This window comes from Pseudomonas sp. CJQ_9, from assembly GCF_043106615.1.
Taxonomy (GTDB): domain Bacteria; phylum Pseudomonadota; class Gammaproteobacteria; order Pseudomonadales; family Pseudomonadaceae; genus Aquipseudomonas; species Aquipseudomonas juntendi.
The window spans coordinates 21,787-38,442 of sequence record NZ_JBICMS010000095.1; the positions used below are offsets into that span (position 1 = coordinate 21,787).

The following is a 16,656-nucleotide window of genomic DNA, read 5'->3' on the forward strand; positions in this document are numbered from 1 at the left end:
TCACTCGTAACCACGAGTTGATAGCTGTGATGAACCAAAGACCGAGCGAGGTGTTGGCGTGAATATTAATGCAACCCTGATTGGCCAATCCGTTGCCTTCTTGATTTTTGTACTCTTCTGCATGAAGTACGTATGGCCTCCGGTCATCACTGCTCTGCAAGAGCGCCAAAAGAAGATTGCCGACGGCTTGGACGCTGCCAACCGCGCAGCTCGCGACCTGGAGCTGGCCCAAGAAAAAGCGGGTCAGCAACTGCGTGAAGCTAAGGCACAGGCAGCCGAAATCATTGAGCAAAGCAAGAAACGCGCTGCTCAGCTTGTCGAGGAAGCCCGTGAACAGGCCCGCGTCGAAGCTGACCGTGTGAAGGCTCAGGCTCTGGCCGAGATCGAACAGGAACTGAACAGTGCTAAAGACGCCCTGCGTGCCCAAGTGGGTGCCCTGGCCGTTGGCGGTGCTGAAAAGATCCTTGGCGCCACAATCGATCAAAACGCGCATGCGGAGCTGGTTAACAAACTGGCCGCTGAAATTTAAGCGAGGGCGATCATGGCAGAACTGACCACGTTGGCCCGACCTTACGCTAAGGCTGCCTTTGAGCACGCCCAGGCCCATCAGCAACTGGCCAATTGGTCAGCCATGCTCGGCCTGGCTGCTGCGGTGTCGCAAGACGACACCATGCAGCGCCTGCTCAAGGCCCCGCGACTGACGAGCGCAGAAAAGGCCGCCACGTTCATTGACGTGTGCGGTGACAAGTTCAATGCACAGGCACAGAATTTCATTCATGTTGCCGCGGAAAACGACCGTCTCCTGCTTCTGCCGGAGATTGCCGCCCTGTTCGACCTGTACAAGGCCGAGCAAGAGAAATCCGTGGACGTGGAAGTCACCAGTGCCTTCGCGTTGAACCAAGAACAGCAAGACAAACTCGCCAAGGTTCTCAGTGCACGGTTAGGCCAGGAAGTGCGCCTGCACGCGTCGGAGGATGCCAGCCTGATTGGCGGCGTCGTCATCCGCGCAGGTGACCTGGTAATCGATGGCTCTGTTCGCGGCAAAATCGCGAAACTGGCCGAAGCATTGAAATCTTGAGTTTGAAGGGGCAGCAGAGCAATGCAGCAACTCAATCCTTCCGAAATTAGTGAAATCATCAAGGGCCGCATCGACAACCTCGATGTGAGCTCCCAAGCCCGTAACGAAGGTACCGTTGTTTCGGTATCCGACGGTATCGTGCGGATCCACGGTCTGGCCGACGTCATGTACGGCGAAATGATCGAGTTCCCTGGCAGCGTCTACGGTATGGCCCTGAACCTGGAGCAAGACTCCGTAGGTGCAGTGATCCTGGGTGCCTATGACACCCTCGCCGAAGGCATGAGCGCCAAGTGCACCGGCCGCATCCTGGAAGTTCCTGTTGGTAAGGAACTGCTGGGTCGCGTCGTTGACGCACTGGGTAACCCGATCGATGGCAAAGGTCCGCTGGGCAACACCCAGACCGACGCGGTCGAGAAAGTGGCTCCAGGCGTGATCTGGCGTAAGTCGGTAGACCAGCCTGTACAGACTGGCTACAAGTCCGTCGACGCCATGATCCCTGTCGGCCGTGGCCAGCGCGAGCTGATCATTGGCGACCGTCAGATCGGTAAGACCGCCATGGCCATCGACGCCATCATCAACCAGAAAGACTCCGGTATTTTCTGTGTTTATGTTGCTGTCGGCCAGAAGCGCTCCACCGTTGCCAACATCGTTCGCAAGCTGGAAGAAACCGGCGCCCTGGCCAACACCATCGTGGTTGTTGCCAGTGCTTCGGAATCCGCCGCACTGCAGTTCCTGGCGCCATACGCCGGCTGCACCATGGGCGAGTTCTTCCGTGACCGCGGTGAAGACGCACTGATCGTTTACGATGACCTGTCCAAGCAGGCCGTTGCCTACCGTCAGATCTCCCTGCTGCTGCGCCGTCCACCAGGACGTGAAGCGTACCCAGGCGACGTGTTCTATCTCCACTCCCGTCTGCTGGAGCGTGCATCGCGCGTTTCGGAAGAATACGTCGAGAAGTTCACTAACGGTGCAGTCACTGGCAAGACCGGTTCCCTGACCGCCCTGCCGATCATCGAAACCCAGGCTGGCGACGTTTCCGCGTTCGTTCCGACCAACGTGATTTCCATCACCGACGGTCAGATCTTCCTGGAATCGGCCATGTTCAACTCGGGCATCCGCCCTGCAGTGAACGCCGGTGTTTCGGTATCCCGCGTAGGTGGTGCCGCTCAGACCAAGATCATCAAGAAGCTGTCCGGTGGTATTCGTACCGCTCTGGCTCAGTACCGTGAACTGGCTGCATTCGCCCAGTTCGCTTCCGATCTGGACGAAGCGACCCGCAAGCAGCTGGAGCATGGTCAGCGCGTAACCGAGCTGATGAAGCAGAAACAGTACGCGCCGATGTCCATCGCGGACATGGCTCTGTCGCTGTATGCCGCTGAGCGTGGTTTCCTGACTGACGTGGAAGTCTCCAAGGTCGGTAGCTTCGAGCAAGCACTGATCGCCTTCTTCAACCGTGATCACGCCGAACTGATGGCGAAGATCAACGTGAAGGGTGACTTCAACGACGAAATCGACGCAGGCCTGAAAGCCGGTATCGAGAAGTTCAAGGCCACCCAGACCTGGTAAGCCGCAGCGGGGGCTCCGGCCCCCGCTTGCTAACCTGATAGGTGATACATGGCAGGCGCAAAAGAGATTCGCAGTAAGATTGCGAGCATCAAAAGCACGCAAAAAATTACCAGCGCCATGGAGAAAGTGGCGGTCAGCAAGATGCGCAAGGCACAAATGCGCATGGCTGCTAGCCGTCCTTACGCGGAGCGTATCCGCCAGGTGATCGGTCATCTGGCCAACGCCAACCCGGAATACCGCCACCCGTTCATGATCGAGCGCCCTGTAAAGCGCGCCGGTTATATCGTGGTGAGCAGTGACCGTGGCTTGTGCGGTGGCTTGAACACCAACCTGTTCAAGGCCCTGGTCAAGGACATGAGCGAAAACCGCGAACAGGGCGTGGAAATCGACCTGTGCGTGATCGGCAGCAAGGGTGCGACTTTCTTCCGCATCTTTGGCGGCAACGTTGTAGCCGCGATCAGCCACCTGGGCGAAGAGCCGTCGATCAATGATCTGATCGGCTCCGTCAAAGTGATGCTGGACGCCTACATGGACGGCCGTATCGATCGCCTCTCGGTGGTTTCGAACAAGTTCATCAACACCATGACCCAAAAACCGACGGTCGAGCAATTGGTACCGTTGGTGGCAACCCCGGATCAGGAACTCAAGCACCACTGGGACTACCTGTACGAACCCGACGCAAAAGAGCTGCTGGACGGCTTGATGGTGCGTTACGTGGAGTCGCAGGTCTACCAGGCGGTGGTCGAGAACAACGCTGCTGAACAAGCAGCCCGGATGATCGCCATGAAAAACGCCACAGACAACGCCGGTGATTTGATCAAAGAGCTGCAATTGATCTACAACAAGGCGCGTCAGGCTGCGATCACCCAGGAGATCTCGGAAATCGTCGGCGGCGCTGCCGCGGTTTAACGGTTCAAAAAATCAGAGGATCCAGCTATGAGTAGCGGACGTATCGTTCAAATCATCGGCGCCGTCATCGACGTGGAATTCCCACGTGACGTCGTGCCGAGTGTTTACAACGCGCTGAAAGTACAAGGCGCGGAAACCACCCTGGAAGTTCAGCAGCAGCTGGGCGACGGCGTGGTTCGTACCATTGCGATGGGCTCGACCGAAGGCCTGAAGCGCGGTCTGGATGTCGTCGACACCGGCGCTGCCATCTCCGTTCCTGTTGGTAAGGCCACCCTGGGCCGCATCATGGACGTACTGGGCAACCCGATCGACGAAGCCGGCCCGATCGGCGAAGAAGAGCGTCGCGGTATCCACCAGCCAGCGCCTTCGTTCGCTGACCAGGCAGGCGGCAACGACCTGCTGGAAACCGGCATCAAGGTTATCGACCTGGTTTGCCCGTTTGCCAAGGGTGGTAAGGTTGGTCTGTTCGGTGGTGCCGGCGTCGGCAAGACCGTGAACATGATGGAACTGATCCGTAACATCGCCATGGAACACAGCGGTTACTCCGTGTTCGCTGGTGTGGGTGAGCGTACTCGTGAGGGTAACGACTTCTACCACGAGATGAAGGACTCCAACGTTCTCGACAAGGTAGCGCTGGTCTACGGTCAGATGAACGAGCCACCAGGAAACCGTCTGCGCGTAGCGCTGACCGGCCTGACCATGGCTGAGAAGTTCCGTGACGAAGGTAACGACGTTCTGCTGTTCGTCGACAACATCTATCGTTACACCTTGGCCGGTACCGAAGTATCCGCACTGCTGGGCCGTATGCCTTCTGCAGTAGGTTACCAGCCGACCCTGGCTGAAGAGATGGGCGTTCTGCAAGAGCGCATCACCTCCACCAAGGAAGGTTCGATCACCTCCGTTCAGGCCGTATACGTACCTGCGGACGACTTGACCGACCCGTCGCCAGCGACCACCTTCGCCCACTTGGACGCCACCGTCGTTCTGTCCCGTGACATCGCCTCCCTGGGTATCTACCCAGCGGTCGACCCACTGGACTCGACTTCGCGTCAGCTGGACCCGAACGTGATCGGCAACGAGCACTACGAGACCGCTCGTGGCGTTCAGTATGTTCTGCAGCGCTACAAAGAGCTGAAGGACATCATCGCGATCCTGGGTATGGACGAACTGTCCGAAAGCGACAAGCAACTGGTAGCCCGCGCTCGTAAGATCCAGCGCTTCCTGTCGCAGCCGTTCTTCGTGGCCGAGGTCTTCACCGGCTCGCCAGGCAAGTACGTTTCCCTGAAAGACACCATCGCTGGCTTCAGCGGCATCCTCAAAGGTGACTACGACCACCTGCCAGAACAAGCGTTCTACATGGTCGGCAGCATCGACGAAGCGATCGAGAAAGCCAAGAAACTGTAATCCCGGCGCCCCGCAAGGGGCGCTAATCAGGTTGAGGCAAGCAGATGGCTATGACAGTCCATTGCGACATCGTCAGCGCGGAAGGAGAAATCTTCTCCGGCCTGGTCGAGATGGTAGTAGCGCACGGCAACCTGGGCGATCTGGGTATCGCTCCAGGCCACGCGCCGCTGATCACCAATCTCAAGCCAGGTCCGATCACGCTGACCAAGCAGGGTGGCACTCAAGAGGTGTTCTACATCTCCGGTGGCTTCCTCGAAGTGCAGCCGAACATGGTGAAGGTTCTTGCCGACACCGTGCAACGTGCTGCCGACCTGGACGAAGCTCAGGCTCAGGAAGCCCTCAAGGCTGCCGAGAACGCGCTGAACACTAAAGGCTCGGACTTCGACTACGGCGCTGCAGCCGCACGTCTGGCCGAGGCGGCTGCTCAGCTGCGTACTGTCCAGCAAATGCGCAGAGGCAAGTAATCCGGCCCAGGCCGCTTACTGCCACTGCGATTGAGTTAAAGGGTAGCCTCGGCTACCCTTTTTCTTTTTCCGAATTTCTATTCTGGTCACGCAGCTGACCGCCCAGGATTGGTAGCCAGTAATGTCCCTCGATATCGTTATTCTCGCCGCAGGCCAAGGCACGCGCATGCGTTCGGCGCTCCCCAAGGTGCTGCACCCGGTCGCCGGCAACTCCATGCTCGGCCATGTTATCCACAGCGCGCGCCAGCTGCAGCCGCAAGGTATTCATGTGGTCATTGGCCATGGTGCCGAACTGGTCCGCGAGCGCCTGGCCGCCGATGACCTGAATTTCGTCATGCAGAATAAACAGCTGGGTACCGGCCACGCCGTTGCACAGGCACTGCCAGCGCTGACTGCCGATACTGTGCTGGTACTGTACGGCGACGTGCCGCTGATCGAAGTGGAGACCTTGCAGCGCCTGCTGGCCAAAGCTAATGACCAGCAACTGGGCCTGCTCACGGTCACCCTCGACGACCCGACCGGCTATGGCCGCATTGTTCGCGATCAGCAAGGCAATGTCACCGCCATCGTTGAGCACAAGGATGCCAGCGAAGCGCAGAAAACGATCAACGAAGGCAACACCGGCATTCTGGCGCTGCCAGCGGCGCGCCTGGCTGACTGGATGGGTCGTCTGTCGAACAATAACGCCCAGGGTGAGTATTACCTGACCGACGTCATCGCCATGGCGGTGGCCGATGGTTTGGTGGTGGCTACCGAGCAGCCACACGATCCAATGGAAGTGCAGGGGGCCAACGACCGTCGCCAGCTTTCCGAGCTGGAGCGCCACTACCAGTTGCGTGAAGGGCGTCGTCTGATGGCCCAGGGTGTAACCCTGCGTGACCCGGCGCGCTTTGATGTGCGCGGTGAGGTTACCGTCGGTCGTGACGTGCTGATCGACATCAACGTTGTACTCGAGGGCAAAGTGGTCATCGAGGACGATGTGCAGATCGGTCCCAACTGTGTAATCAAGAACACGACCCTGCGCAAAGGGGCTGTGGTCAAGGCCAACAGTCACCTTGAAGGTGCGGTGATGGGCGAGGGCAGCGATGCCGGCCCGTTTGCCCGGCTGCGCCCTGGCAGCGTGCTGGATGCCAAAGCCCATGTGGGTAACTTTGTAGAACTGAAAAACGCTCACCTGGGAGAGGGTGCCAAGGCTGGCCACCTGACCTACCTGGGGGACGCCGAAATCGGCGCCCGTACCAACATCGGCGCTGGCACCATCACCTGCAACTACGACGGTGCCAACAAGTTCAAGACAGTGATGGGTGAGGACGTATTCATCGGTTCGAACAATTCGCTGGTGGCGCCTGTGGAAATAAAAGCCGGTGCAACGACGGCTGCCGGCTCGACCATCACTCAGGCTGTGGAAGCGGGCGACCTGGCAGTGGCACGGGCGCGACAGCGCAACATCCCAGGCTGGAAGCGGCCGGAGAAGATCAAGAAGAGCTGATTTATCCACAGCTGCGTCCCTCGAGCCGACCTATGTGAGTAAGTCGGCTTTTTTTGTGCGCTATGCAATCCGGTGTGTGGTCGCGGCCCGTGTGGGAGCGGGCAAGCCCGCGAACACCGGCAAAGCCGGTGCCAGACATCGCGGTGCCGGCATTGCGGGCAAGTCGGACTGCCGCACCGCCGCTCCCCCAGGAAAAATTGCCGCCAGTAAAGTTACGCACAGCTTGACGAATCGCTCATCTTAGGTTTTGATTGCAATCATTATCTTTCGAAACGAAATTTAACCGATCATGTCGAAACGTAACACTCCTCAACGCCGCCACAACATCCTGGCCATGCTCAGCGAGCTGGGCGAAGTGAGTGTGGATGCATTGGCCAAGCGTTTCGAAACCTCGGAAGTGACCATTCGTAAGGACCTTGCCGCGCTGGAGGCGAACGGCCTGCTGCTGCGCCGTTATGGCGGGGCAGTACCGGTACCGCAGGAAATGCTCAGCGAACCCGCGCAACCGGTCTCTGCCTACAAGAAGGCTATCGCCCGTGCAGCGGTGGGTCGTATACGCGAGCATGCTCGGATCATTATCGATAGCGGTAGCACGACCGCCGCTATGATTCCGGAACTGGGCCGCCAGCCCGGCCTGGTGGTGATGACCAATTCGCTGAATGTGGCTCGCGCCATAAGCGAGGTCGAGCACGAACCGGTACTGCTGATGACCGGTGGTACCTGGGACCCGCACTCCGAATCGTTCCAAGGGCAGGTCGCCGAGCAGGTCCTGCGGTCTTACGATTTCGACCAGTTGTTCATCGGTGCCGATGGCATCGACCTCGCGCGGGGCACCACCACCTTCAACGAGTTGCTTGGCCTGAGCCGAGTAATGGCTGAGGTCGCCCGCGAAGTGATCGTAATGGTCGAGTCGGACAAGGTGGGGCGCAAGATCCCCAACCTCGAGCTGCCCTGGGGCAGCGTGCATACCCTTATTACAGATGAACGCCTGCCCCCAGCGGCACGCGAACACATTCAAGCCCGCGGCATCAACCTGATCTGTGCCGCGATCAGCCAGGAGCAATAATTCATGTGTGGAATCGTTGGTGCCGTCGCCGAACGTAATATCACCGCCATCCTGATCGAAGGCCTCAAGCGGCTTGAGTACCGTGGCTACGACAGCGCCGGCCTGGCCGTGCTCACCCAGGAAGGCCAGCTGCAGCGTCGCCGCCGTATCGGCAAGGTCAGCGAGCTGGAAGCGGCCGTTGCTGCCGAGCCGCTGAGTGGCCGGCTGGGTATCGCCCACACCCGCTGGGCGACGCATGGTGCACCGACCGAGGGCAATGCCCACCCGCACTTCTCTGCTAATGAAGTAGCGGTAGTGCACAACGGCATCATCGAGAACCACGAAGAGCTGCGCGAAGAACTGAAGGGCCTGGGCTATGTCTTCGCCTCGCAGACCGATACCGAAGTCATCGTGCACCTGATTCACCATACCCTAAAAAGCGTGCCAAACCTGGCAGATGCGCTGAAGGCGGCCGTGAAACGCCTGCACGGTGCCTACGGCCTGGCGCTGGTCAGCATCCACCAGCCTGATCGCCTGCTCGCCGCACGCAGCGGCAGCCCACTGGTGATCGGCCTGGGCCTGGGCGAGAACTTCCTGGCATCCGACCAACTGGCCCTGCGCCAGGTGACCGACCGCTTCATGTACCTGGAAGAGGGCGATATCGCCGAGATCCGTCGCGATCAGGTCACCATCTGGGACCAGGCCGGGCACGAAGTCCAGCGCGAAACCGTGCAGTACCATGAAGGCGCCGAGGCCGCCGACAAGGGTAACTACCGCCACTTCATGCTCAAGGAAATCCACGAGCAGCCAACCGTGGTTCAGCGCACGCTGGAAGGGCGCTTGGGTAAAGATCACGTTCTGGTCCAGGCGTTCGGCCCCCAGGCTGCAGAATTGTTTGCCAAAGTGCGCAATGTGCAGATCGTTGCCTGCGGTACCAGCTACCACGCAGGCATGGTCGCCCGTTACTGGCTCGAAGGCCTGGCCGGCATCCCCTGCCAGGTGGAAGTGGCCAGTGAATTCCGCTACCGCAAGGTGGTGGTGCAGCCAGACACCCTGTTTGTGTCCATTTCGCAATCTGGCGAAACCGCTGACACCCTCGCTGCCCTGCGCAACGCCAAGGAGCTGGGCTTCCTCGGCAGCCTGGCGATCTGCAACGTGGGTATCAGCTCGCTGGTCCGTGAGTCGGACGTGACCCTGCTGACCCTCGCTGGCCCGGAAATCGGTGTGGCCTCGACCAAGGCCTTCACCACCCAGCTGGTGTCGCTGATGCTGCTGACGCTGGCGCTCGGCCAAGTCCGCGGCACCTTGCCGGCCGGTGTCGAAGCGGACCTGGTCGAAGAGCTGCGCCGCCTGCCCACGCGCCTTGGCGAAGCCTTGGCCATGGACGCCACCGTCGAGAAAATCGCCGAGCTGTTCGCCGACAAGCACCACACCCTGTTCCTCGGCCGCGGCGCCCAGTACCCGGTGGCGATGGAGGGCGCACTCAAACTCAAGGAAATCTCCTACATTCACGCAGAAGCCTACCCGGCTGGCGAACTGAAGCATGGCCCGTTGGCATTGGTGGACAACGATATGCCGGTGGTGACCGTTGCGCCGAACAACGAACTGCTGGAGAAACTGAAGTCCAACCTGCAGGAAGTACGGGCCCGAGGTGGTGAATTGGTGGTGTTCGCTGACGAACATGCGGGCATGACCAATGGCGAGGGCACCCACGTGATCCAGGTGCCGCACATCGCCGATGCCCTGGCGCCGATCCTGTACACCATTCCGCTGCAGTTGCTGTCTTACTACGTGGCTGTGCTGAAAGGCACCGATGTGGATCAGCCGCGTAACCTGGCCAAGTCGGTTACGGTTGAGTAACGGATGGGCGCGGGGCTTGGGCTGCTGGTTTCCGGCAGTAAAAGTGGTACCGCGACATTAAAAGCTGTCATGCCTGATCACCGCCCCCTGATGATCTAGGCACCGCTCGCTTGCGCCGCTGGCTCTGCCGGTGGGCGCAACCGTGTGGCCAGGCCCAGCAGGCACAGGGTGCCGATGACCATGATGCCCCAGGCCCAGTGCAACGAGCTGAGCTGATCGCGCACGATACCGGCGATCAGCGGCAAGCTGGCCGCGATCAGATAGCCGCCGCCTTGTACGAAGGCCAGCAGCGCACCGGCTTGGGCCGGGGAGTCAGCGTGGTCGAGCGTGACGATGAGCGACAGCGGGAACAACGCGCCGATGCCAAGGCCCAGGCAAAGGGTGGCGAAGATCGCCAGGTGCAGGGGTGCGCTCAGCAAGCAGATCAGACCGGCCAGCAACAGCAGAATGACCACCGTCAGTGGCTGGCGACGGTCAGGATAGCGATGGATCAGTGCCGACACCAACAGCCCGGCGGCGACCTCGGTGAGGGTCAGGGCTCCCAACAAGTAACCGGCCTCTGCAGCGCTCCAGCCAAGCTCTACATAGAACGGTGGCAACCACGCCAGCACCAAGGTGTAGGCACCGGTGCCGATGCCAAAGAACGCCAGCAGCAACCAAGCCCGCGCGCTGTCGTACGGCAACCTCGCATCGGTGGTACGCGCCGGGTCGCTACCGGCTGCCAGCACCCAGGCGATCAAGCCGACCAGCGCAGGCAAGGCCGCCCAGCCGAGCGTAAGCTGCCAGCCGAAGGTTGCTGCGCCGGGCGCCGCGAAAGCAGCCGCCAGCGCCGCACCGGCCATGATGCCGGTGGTGAACAACCCCATGAGCATGCCGGCGTTTTGTGGGTGGCTGCGTTTGAGAAACGCAGGCATCAGTGCCTGGATCACCGCGATGCCTACGCCGCCGAGCATGGCCGTGGCGATCAACGCTGCGCCTGAAGTGACATAGGCGCGCGCCGCGCAACTGATGGCGATAAAGGTGATGCCCAACGCTACCCCTTTGATCTCGCCAATCAGGCGTAACAACAAGGGGCCGCAGAGGGCGAACAAGCCCATCATCATCACCGGCAAAGTAGTCAGCAGCCCGGCCTGCGCATTGCTCAGGCCAAGGTCCTGCTGCAAGGTGCCGAGTAGCGGGCCGACGGCCGCCATGATCGGGCGCAGATTAAGGCCAATCAATACGGCCAACAGGCCGACGCAGGCTTTACTCGGTACGTTACGCATGTTCAGGGTGCTCCTGCAGAAAACTGCCCATTGCCTGATTGAACGCTGGGGCGAGCGGAATGTTGAAGACGTGGCCGTCGCCTGCCAAGGTCAGTAGCTGGGCATGGCCGATGCGCTCGCTCAGAAGCTCGGCTTCCGCACGCGGGCTGAGCTGGTCGCCGGTGGCCGCCAGCACCAGGGTCGCGGCCTGGATCGCCGGCAGCTGTTCCCTAAGGTCGTACTGCTGCATGCCCTGGCACCAGTGCACCTGGTTGGCGGTTGCCAGCTGCGCGGCCTGGGCATGCCAGGCCTGATACAGCCGTTGACCTCGAGTGGATGCGGCATACTCGGCTCCGACCAATGCCGGCCAGGTCGACTTGAAGCGCTTCAGACAGCCATCGGCTTGCCGCAGGCCGTCGGCCCAGTCGCTGAGCGTGGCTTGGCGGTGACGATCGTTCATGTGGGCGAAGGTGCCGGCAACGATCAGCTTCTGCACGGCATGCGGTGCATGACAGGCCATTTCCAGCGCCACCATGCCGCCGAGCGACAGACCGATGACATGCGTGGATTCCAACCCCAGGTGATCGAGCAGTGCAAGCATTTGAAGTGCCTGGGCGTGGGCTGTGATACCTTCCGGCGCTTGGCTGGAGGCGCCATGGCCCAGCAGGTCAGGTACGATGACGCGGTGACCCATGCCCAACAGCGCGCTGACCTGGGGCATCCAGGCGCGCCCGCTGTTGCCCAGGCCATGCAGCAACAGCACCGGGCTGCCGGCACCGGCATCGTAGTAATAGTGGCGGTGCGGTCCCTGTATGAAAAATGCCATGTGTCTCTCCTGATCCTTCAGTCGCATGCTCGCCAAGATAGCTTAACGTTAAGATACTTTAAAGGCGCTAGGGTTCAGGTTTGTGTGCGGGTTAACAGTGATGAAGGGCACGGTCGAGGGAAACGATGGACGATCATGTGGATTTCGTGGTGGCGCAGTGGGCGCAGGCGATGCCCGAAGTGGACGTTTCGTCCATGGCGATATTCGGGCGCATGGTGCGCATTCATAAGCATCTTGAACGCCTGCGCGCCGAGGCGTTGGCCCAGTATGGCTTCAAGGAAGGCGAGTTCGACGTGCTGGCCACGTTGCGCCGCGCCGGGGCGCCGTATCGGCTCACCCCCACCGAGCTCTACCGCTCGCTGCTGGTCACCTCCGGCGCTATGACCAATCGGCTGGCACGGCTGGAAAGTGCCGGCATGGTCGAGCGGATTGCCGACAGCCAAGACAAGCGCAGCTCGCAAGTTGCGCTGACCGTCGTGGGTAAGGAATTGATCGACCAGGCCGTCCTTACCCATACCGAAATACAAGAGCTGGTATTGGCTCCCTTAAGTGACCAACAACGCGCGGACTTTGCCCAAGTGTTGAAGCACGTGCTCGTGCATTTACCCGGCGAGGGCGCGCCAACGCCATGATCTGGAATATTCAGGAGGAATTTCCATGCTCCACAGCAACTACCTCAAACAGTTGGATCTGCAGGACATCGTGGTGTTTCTCAACTTGCTGGAGTTGCGCAGTGCCAAACGCACCGCTGAGCTGATGAGCGTGAGCCAGCCGACAGTCAGTTATTGTTTGAAGCGGCTGCGCGGCTGCTTTGACGACACGTTGTTCTCTTCATCCCAAGGGGTGCTGCAACCGACCAGCAAGGCCGAGAAGATCGCGCCTTATTTGCGCGTGGTGGTCGAGTCGGTCAACCGCTGCGCTGAAGATGAAAACCACGCTTCTGCGCAAGCCGTGCGCAAGATCTGGCGGCTCTGCGCGCCGGAGTATTTCGAGTTGTCGTTCCTGCCGCAAACCCTGGCGATGCTGTCGCACACGCATGCCAATACTTCGCTGCACCTCGATCGCCTGAGCCGCGACCTGCCTGTGGATCAGTTGATGTCAGGGGAAATTGACATCGCGATCGGCTTCGGTCCGGGCTATCACCAGATGCACCCGGAGCTGCAATGGCAAGCGGTGGTCAACGACGACTTTGTCTGCCTGACCAGTCAAAACGGGTTGGCCAACGACGCGGCCATGAGCCTGGATGAATTCTGCGCCTCGCCCCACGTATTCCCAACACCGTGGATTTCAGAAAAGAACATGGTCGACAGCTGGCTGGATAAAGTCGGTCGTTCGCGCAATGTGCTGGTGCGCGCCAATGGTTACCAAGCCTGCGTGAACATCGTCGCCGCAGTACCGGCCACGCTCGCACTGCCGGCGCGCCTGTTGCCGCACTTGCGCATTCCGTCATCAGCGAAAGTCTGCCAGCCGCCGCTGGGTTTCCCAACATTCACCTTGGACATGATCTGGGCGCGCGACCGCAGCGACAGCAAAGATATAGCCAGCCTGCGCAGGTTGATCGAACAGGTGGCCGAGGCGTTGTTGACGGAACGATGAAACAGGCTTTTAAATTTTCACCACGCTTTTAGATTTCTTAAAACCAGCCAGCCGCTCGTTTCTCTTATCGTGTGGTCATCGGGTAGCGCAAGACCTACCTGAGCCCCACACTTTCACGGAGGAATGAGTCATGCTGGCGCACGCCCAACCTGTGGTATTTCCCTACTTCCGACAACCGACGCCGTGCTATGGCTTCGAGTGTGTCATTGCGGTCGATCGCGACATGCGTGTCAGCGATTCGATCAGCGGCGCTTCGTTGTATGAAGACCTTGCCCATAGCGGTGCGGTGATTTACCGCGACTTCGCCGACAGCCTGTCCGACTTCAACGAGTTCGTCAGCGCGCATTCGTCGCGGGTGACCTTCGACCCAGCGCGCAAGGCGGCTACGGCCAATACTGCCGAGATCGAAGCCGGTATTCACGAAATGGGCCTGCACCGCGAAAACGGCAACTTGCCGTTCAACCCCGACTTGCAATGGTTCTATTGCCTGGAAGCGGCCGAAGTCGGTTCGCAAACCACACTGTGCGATGGCGAGCGCGTTCTGTTCGATCTGTCAGCGAAAACCCGCAAGTTGTTCGAACAACGCCAGATTCGCTATAGCCGGCGCATCCCTTGGCAGAACGTAAAACGCTTCCTGAGCATTGAACTGCAACTGCCGCTCGAGGCGATCACCGACGAACACCTGCAACAGGTTAATGATCAAGTGGCAGGGCAAACCTACCGGCGCATCGACCAGAACCTGATTGCCTCGCAGTTGATCATTTCGGCGGTGGAAACCAGCTGCTTCAGCGGCCGCAAGGCGTTCTGCAATTCGATGCTCGGCCCCAGCGTCAACTACGAACCGCCGCGTATCACCTGGAGCGACGGCGAAGATATCGCCCTGGAAATCTGGGATGAAATCAAGGAAGTGACCGAGCGCAATACCTACAGCCACTTCTGGCAGAAAGGCGATGTCATCGTCATCGACAACACCCGCGTCATGCACGGCCGTCGCCGTCTGGACGACCCTTCGCGCCGCATTTTCGGTGCGCAAAGCTACCGCCTGGGAGGTAACGGCCAATGATCAGCCAAAAGATGCAGGACTATCTGGCAAGCACACCTGACCGCGTCGTCATCCGTGAAATGGATGGCCGTGAATACACCTTGCACGAACTACGCCGCGACGTACTGCGCCTGGCCAGCGCCCTGGAAGGGCGCGTGGGGCGCTGCGAACGCAAGGTGTTCGGGATTGCCATGCGTTCGTGCTACGAATGGGTCTATACCCTGCTGGCCATTCAAAAGGTCGGTGCGGTGCTGCTGCCGGTGCCGATCGAGTTCTCCGACGACCAGATCGCCAGTTTGCTGGGCAAGGCCACGGCAGTGTTGGTGCGCGACGAGATAACCGCCAAGCGGCTGCATGACATCCTGCCCGACAAGCCCTGCTTCATTCCCGGCCAGTTGATGAACCAGGCCATCGGTGAAGAATGGCGCAACGAGGACGAGCTGATTCCGGATGGCATCGTCTCGATCATCCATACCTCTGGCACCACCTCCAAGCCCAAGGGTGTGATGATTCGCGACGAGGCGGTCAGTCTGTTGGTGGACAACGTCATGAAGCGCTTGCCCCAGCAGCCCCTGCACTATTTCTCGATCGTGCCAATGAGCTTACTGATCGAGCAGGTGCTGGGCGTGTTCATTCCGATCCTGTCTGGCGGCACCCTCACGCTGATGCCCGAAGGTGTGCCCGAGTACGGCGCGGCAAGCGGTAACGCCAGGCATTATCTTGAGCTGATCGCCCCCAACGAGCCGAATTTTCTCTACCTGCCGCCCAAGCTGCTGGAGGAAGCCAACATGCTGCTGCAGGACTGTTCGGTGCAGCAGCTGTTCGGTGCCCAGTGCCCACACATCATCACCGGCGGCGCGAAGATCCCGGTCAGCGTGCTGGAGGCGCTGGAGGCCCATGGCGTGCAGGTATTCGAGGCCTATGGCCTGAGCGAAAACTCATCGATCATCTCGCTGAACTCGCCAGCCGAACGGCGTATCGGTTCGGCCGGCAAGCTGCTCGACGGCATCGAGCCCAAGCTGGTCGACGGCGAGTTGCTGGTGCGCACGCCTACGTTATGCGCCGGCTACTACAACGCCGACGACACGGCTTGCGACCTGTCCGATGGCTACCTGCACACCGGGGATATCGCCGAACTGCGCGACGGATACCTGTACATCACCGGGCGCAAGAAGCACGTGATCATCCTCTCGACGGCGCGCAACATCTCGCCCGAATGGGTCGAGAACGTCTACAAGGAAAGCCCGTTGGTAGACGACATGATCGTCATGGGCGAAGGCAAGGACGAGCCCTGCGCCATCGTGCTGAGCGGTGCCGGCAGCGACCAGGTGCGCCGCGAAATGGCACGCTTGGAACACCGCCTGGCTGATTTCGCCCGGGTCCGGCAGATTCGCGTAATCGAGGACATCGCGCAGTTCCGCGAGCAGTTCTACACCGTGACCGGGCGACCGCGACGGGCCGAGATTGAAGCGCGTTTCATCGACCAGATGTACGCCTGAGGAAGAGCCCCATGTACATCGTGCGCAATTTCTACAAAGGCCGGCCCGGCTACCGTTGTCTGCAGGAGGCGGTGCGTGCCCACTACCTCAAGCACTACGATGCCACCCCCGAGCCGCAGCCGGACCTTTTCGTTTGCCTGACCGGTTCCAATGGCGGTGCGCCAGGTTACGCCTGCGCCGGCATCAGCTACGGCGATTCGGGCAAGCTGTTCAGCGAGTATTACCTGGACCAGAGCCTGGACCAGCGTTACGGCCTGGACCGGGCGCGGATCGCCGAAGTGGGCGCCTTCGCTTCGTTTCGCAGCGGCAGCGGCGCCGGCAAGTACCTGCTAAACAACGTGATTCAGACCCTGGCCCTGCGCAACTTCGGCCTGGTGGTGCTGACCGCGACCGAACAGGTGCGCCAACTGCTGACCCCGATCGTCGATACCCTCGACGATCTGGGCGGCGCCGATCAAGCCCGGGTCAAGGATCCCCAAGTCAATTGGGGTTCCTACTACCAACAAGGCCCACGCGTGGTGGCCGCGCGATTGGCGCCACCGAGCATCTGGATGAGCGCACCGGCATCTGCCGCGGGCCTGGGCCAGGCCGTCCCTACTTTCAATCGCCAGGCCTCGGCCTGACCACGACGCGC

At 60.4% G+C, this 16,656-nt stretch carries 16 protein-coding genes; 14 read left to right on the top strand and 2 right to left on the bottom strand.

What is annotated here, in order from left to right:
- Positions 1 to 58: 58 nt before the first annotated feature.
- The 9 genes from ACF8SD_RS20005 to glmS all read left to right on the top strand — a co-directional run bounded on the left by ACF8SD_RS20005 (position 59) and on the right by glmS (position 9,815).
- On the top strand, positions 59 to 529 hold the full coding sequence (locus ACF8SD_RS20005) for a F0F1 ATP synthase subunit B (protein ID WP_003253189.1): 471 nt from the start codon (positions 59 to 61) through the stop codon (positions 527 to 529).
- 12 nt (positions 530 to 541) lie between these two features.
- Positions 542 to 1,078 carry a F0F1 ATP synthase subunit delta gene (locus tag ACF8SD_RS20010; protein WP_003253191.1) on the top strand — a complete coding sequence of 179 codons (537 nt, stop codon included), beginning with the start codon at positions 542 to 544 and terminating at the stop codon, positions 1,076 to 1,078.
- A gap of 21 nt (positions 1,079 to 1,099) precedes the next feature.
- A complete protein-coding gene (atpA, locus tag ACF8SD_RS20015) occupies positions 1,100 to 2,644 on the top strand; it encodes a F0F1 ATP synthase subunit alpha (protein ID WP_009684664.1) in 1,545 nt (514 codons plus the stop codon).
- A gap of 48 nt (positions 2,645 to 2,692) precedes the next feature.
- Positions 2,693 to 3,553 (top strand): F0F1 ATP synthase subunit gamma, encoded by an 861-nt coding sequence (atpG, locus tag ACF8SD_RS20020; protein WP_009684663.1) that lies wholly within the window; start codon positions 2,693 to 2,695, stop codon positions 3,551 to 3,553.
- Between the two features lie 27 nt (positions 3,554 to 3,580).
- Positions 3,581 to 4,957 carry a F0F1 ATP synthase subunit beta gene (atpD, locus tag ACF8SD_RS20025; protein ID WP_009684662.1) on the top strand — a complete coding sequence of 459 codons (1,377 nt, stop codon included), beginning with the start codon at positions 3,581 to 3,583 and terminating at the stop codon, positions 4,955 to 4,957.
- A gap of 44 nt (positions 4,958 to 5,001) precedes the next feature.
- The gene (locus tag ACF8SD_RS20030; protein WP_029886844.1) at positions 5,002 to 5,421 is read left to right on the top strand and encodes a F0F1 ATP synthase subunit epsilon; all 420 of its coding nucleotides are present in this window, start codon (positions 5,002 to 5,004) and stop codon (positions 5,419 to 5,421) included.
- A gap of 121 nt (positions 5,422 to 5,542) precedes the next feature.
- Positions 5,543 to 6,910, top strand: coding sequence for a bifunctional UDP-N-acetylglucosamine diphosphorylase/glucosamine-1-phosphate N-acetyltransferase GlmU (gene glmU / locus ACF8SD_RS20035; protein ID WP_173891626.1), 1,368 nt, complete (start codon positions 5,543 to 5,545; stop codon positions 6,908 to 6,910).
- A 286-nt stretch (positions 6,911 to 7,196) separates the two neighbouring features.
- The gene (locus ACF8SD_RS20040; RefSeq protein WP_392485059.1) at positions 7,197 to 7,976 is read left to right on the top strand and encodes a DeoR/GlpR family DNA-binding transcription regulator; all 780 of its coding nucleotides are present in this window, start codon (positions 7,197 to 7,199) and stop codon (positions 7,974 to 7,976) included.
- 3 nt (positions 7,977 to 7,979) lie between these two features.
- Positions 7,980 to 9,815: a glutamine--fructose-6-phosphate transaminase (isomerizing) gene (glmS, locus tag ACF8SD_RS20045; protein ID WP_392485000.1), complete on the top strand. Its 1,836-nt coding sequence runs from the start codon at positions 7,980 to 7,982 to the stop codon at positions 9,813 to 9,815.
- Between the two features lie 95 nt (positions 9,816 to 9,910).
- Here glmS and ACF8SD_RS20050 read toward each other — a convergent pair whose 3' ends face one another.
- Together ACF8SD_RS20050 and ACF8SD_RS20055 are read right to left on the bottom strand one after the other, a co-directional pair.
- On the bottom strand, positions 9,911 to 11,080 hold the full coding sequence (locus ACF8SD_RS20050) for an MFS transporter (RefSeq protein ID WP_173891621.1): 1,170 nt from the start codon (positions 11,078 to 11,080) through the stop codon (positions 9,911 to 9,913).
- Positions 11,073 to 11,885 carry an alpha/beta fold hydrolase gene (locus ACF8SD_RS20055; RefSeq protein WP_392485001.1) on the bottom strand — a complete coding sequence of 271 codons (813 nt, stop codon included), beginning with the start codon at positions 11,883 to 11,885 and terminating at the stop codon, positions 11,073 to 11,075. Before ACF8SD_RS20055 ends, ACF8SD_RS20050 begins: the two co-directional genes overlap by 8 nt.
- A 125-nt stretch (positions 11,886 to 12,010) precedes the next feature.
- Here ACF8SD_RS20055 and ACF8SD_RS20060 point away from each other — a divergent pair, with 125 nt between their 5' ends.
- The 5 genes from ACF8SD_RS20060 (at position 12,011) to ACF8SD_RS20080 (ending at position 16,645) form a co-directional block, all read left to right on the top strand.
- Positions 12,011 to 12,517: a MarR family winged helix-turn-helix transcriptional regulator gene (locus ACF8SD_RS20060; protein ID WP_173891619.1), complete on the top strand. Its 507-nt coding sequence runs from the start codon at positions 12,011 to 12,013 to the stop codon at positions 12,515 to 12,517.
- A 25-nt stretch (positions 12,518 to 12,542) separates the two neighbouring features.
- Positions 12,543 to 13,481 carry a LysR family transcriptional regulator gene (locus ACF8SD_RS20065; RefSeq protein WP_392485002.1) on the top strand — a complete coding sequence of 313 codons (939 nt, stop codon included), beginning with the start codon at positions 12,543 to 12,545 and terminating at the stop codon, positions 13,479 to 13,481.
- A 130-nt stretch (positions 13,482 to 13,611) separates the two neighbouring features.
- Positions 13,612 to 14,544: a TauD/TfdA family dioxygenase gene (locus ACF8SD_RS20070; RefSeq protein WP_173891617.1), complete on the top strand. Its 933-nt coding sequence runs from the start codon at positions 13,612 to 13,614 to the stop codon at positions 14,542 to 14,544.
- The gene (locus ACF8SD_RS20075; RefSeq protein ID WP_392485003.1) at positions 14,541 to 16,022 is read left to right on the top strand and encodes an AMP-binding protein; all 1,482 of its coding nucleotides are present in this window, start codon (positions 14,541 to 14,543) and stop codon (positions 16,020 to 16,022) included. The genes ACF8SD_RS20070 and ACF8SD_RS20075 overlap by 4 nt, the downstream gene beginning before the upstream one ends.
- Before the next feature lie 11 nt (positions 16,023 to 16,033).
- On the top strand, positions 16,034 to 16,645 hold the full coding sequence (locus tag ACF8SD_RS20080) for a thermostable hemolysin (protein WP_392485004.1): 612 nt from the start codon (positions 16,034 to 16,036) through the stop codon (positions 16,643 to 16,645).
- Positions 16,646 to 16,656 lie beyond the last annotated feature (11 nt).